The organism is Nocardia sp. NPDC003345 (assembly GCF_053589395.1).
Window position 1 is genome coordinate 1 of sequence record NZ_JBSFRU010000542.1, and the last position, 2,205, is coordinate 2,205.

The window sequence follows — 2,205 nt, forward strand, 5'->3', positions numbered from 1 at the left end:
CGGTGGCGCGAAATCGAGGACGCGCCCGCCGGAAGTCAGCTGCGGATCCGGGTCGGGGACGGCGCGATCTCCGCCGCCGCGCTCGGCACCACCCCGCTGGGCGGCGGGCCCGCCGGGAAGACCCGATCCGACGAATCAGAGAGGACCTGACCGTGCCCGACTCCAGCGGCGACGACGACCTGGACGATATCGCCGGCCTCGGCTACGAACGCGCCCGCGACGAACTCGCCAATGTGGTGAAGATGCTGGAACAGGGCGGTATGGACCTCGACGACGCCCTCGCGCTGTGGGAGCGTGGCGAAGCACTGGCCAATAGATGCGAACAGCATCTGGCCGGCGCGCGGCAACGGATCGAGAGCGCCCTGGCCGACGCCGGCGAAACGGACGGCGACTGACCGGCTAGCCGGCTTCCAGCGGCCGGGCCGCGGTCACCGCGCCGGCCAGGGTCTCGAATGCCCCGGAATCTCCCGCACCACGGATCAGCACGCGGACCGCACCGAGATCGGCGATCCACGCGGCCTCGGCGCCGGGTTCGGCGTAGACCACCCATTTCTGCCCGCCGACCTCCTGCGTGCCGGTGGCGTAGCGGCCGCCGATGATATGCCGGGCCAGGACGTCCTCGGTGGCGTCGCTCTGATCGAGTTCCATATAGGTACCGGCGCCGGTGATGTACCCGATCGTGCTCACGGTCCCGCCGCCGGCCTCGGTGATGGTGTCCCGGCTGCCCGAGTTCGGTGTCCAATTCGCGGGCAGCTCCGGCTCCCGGACCGGGAACGACAGGTTCCGCGCATCCGAACGCAGCGCCGCCGCGGCATCGAAACTCGGGATCGTGCCCTGCGTGGGCCCGGTCGCCGCGAAGCTGCACTGGCTGGTGACGCCGGCGAACACCACGGCGATCAGCACCAGCGGGATCAGCGAGAAGAACAGATCCCGGTAGTCGTGCAGGATGCGTGGCTTTTGAGACGGCACCCTCCCAGTATCCACCGAAGGCCGGGGCGCGCCCCGCACCGCCCCCGGTACTGCCGTACCAAGGTGATCATCGGGCGTCATGACGGCGATGCAACAATTGTCCGGTAGTCCCGACGCCAAGGAGGCACCCGCTATGACGGCATCTTCGACCGCCCCGAGCCGCCGCGAGGCGCCCGACCGCAACCTCGCGCTGGAACTGGTTCGCGTCACCGAGGCCGGTGCCATGGCGGCGGGCCGCTGGGTCGGGCGCGGCGACAAAGAGGGCGGCGACGGAGCGGCCGTGGACGCCATGCGCCAGCTGGTCAGCTCGGTGTCGATGCGCGGCGTGGTCGTCATCGGCGAGGGCGAGAAAGACGAAGCGCCCATGCTGTACAACGGCGAAGAGGTCGGTGACGGCACCGGGCCCGACGTCGACTTCGCGGTCGACCCCATCGACGGCACCACCCTGATGTCCAAAGGCTCCCCCGGCGCCATCTCGGTGCTCGCGGTCGCCGAACGCGGCGCCATGTTCGACCCCTCCGCGGTCTTCTACATGCACAAGATCGCCGTCGGCCCCGACGCCGCCGATGTGATCGATATCTCCGCCCCGATGGCGGAGAACATCCGCAAGGTCGCCAAGGCCAAACACGCCTCGGTATCGGATATCACCGTCTGCATCCTCGACCGGCCGCGCCACGGCAGCCTGATCCAGGAGGTCCGCGACGCCGGCGCCCGGATCCGCCTCATCTCCGACGGCGACGTCGCCGGCGCCATCGCCGCCGCCCGCCCCGATTCCGGCACCGATATCCTCGTCGGCATCGGCGGCACCCCCGAAGGCATCATCGCCGCCGCCGCCATGCGCTGTATGGGCGGCGCCCTGCAGGGCAAGCTCGCCCCCACCGACGACGACGAACGGCAGAAGGCCATCGACGCCGGCCACGACCTCGACCGGGTCCTGCAAACCGAAGACCTCGTCGCGGGTGAGAACGTCTTCTTCTGCGCCACCGGCGTCACCGACGGCGACCTCCTCAAAGGCGTCCGCTACTACGGCGGCGGAGCCTCCACCCAATCCATCGTCATGCGCTCCAAATCCGGCACCGTCCGCATGATCGACGCCTACCACCGCCTCACCAAACTCCGCGAATACTCCTCCGTCGACTTCCACGGCGACGAACACGCAGCTCCCCCGCTGCCGTGATATTGGCGGCGGCTCCGCCGCCGCGGGGTTGCGGGCCCCTTGGTCCCGTGTTTCCGGCC

Annotated in this window: 3 protein-coding genes; 2 read left to right on the forward strand and 1 reads right to left on the reverse strand. The window is 69.9% G+C overall.

Going from position 1 to position 2,205, the window contains the following annotated elements; translation table 11 throughout:
• Positions 1 to 152: 152 nt before the first annotated feature.
• Complete coding sequence (locus ACWDU1_RS31775; RefSeq protein ID WP_450004115.1) at positions 153 to 395, forward strand: exodeoxyribonuclease VII small subunit; 243 nt, start codon at positions 153 to 155, stop codon at positions 393 to 395.
• Between the two features lie 4 nt (positions 396 to 399).
• On the opposite strand, the gene ACWDU1_RS31780 is transcribed toward ACWDU1_RS31775, so the two are convergent.
• Entirely contained in the window at positions 400 to 969 is a 570-nt protein-coding gene (locus tag ACWDU1_RS31780) for a DUF4245 domain-containing protein (protein ID WP_450004116.1), read from the reverse strand.
• A gap of 133 nt (positions 970 to 1,102) precedes the next feature.
• On the opposite strand from ACWDU1_RS31780, the gene glpX reads away from it, so the two are divergent.
• Positions 1,103 to 2,146, forward strand: a complete 1,044-nt coding sequence (gene glpX / locus ACWDU1_RS31785) for a class II fructose-bisphosphatase (RefSeq protein WP_450004117.1) — start codon at positions 1,103 to 1,105, stop codon at positions 2,144 to 2,146.
• Positions 2,147 to 2,205: the final 59 nt, after the last annotated feature.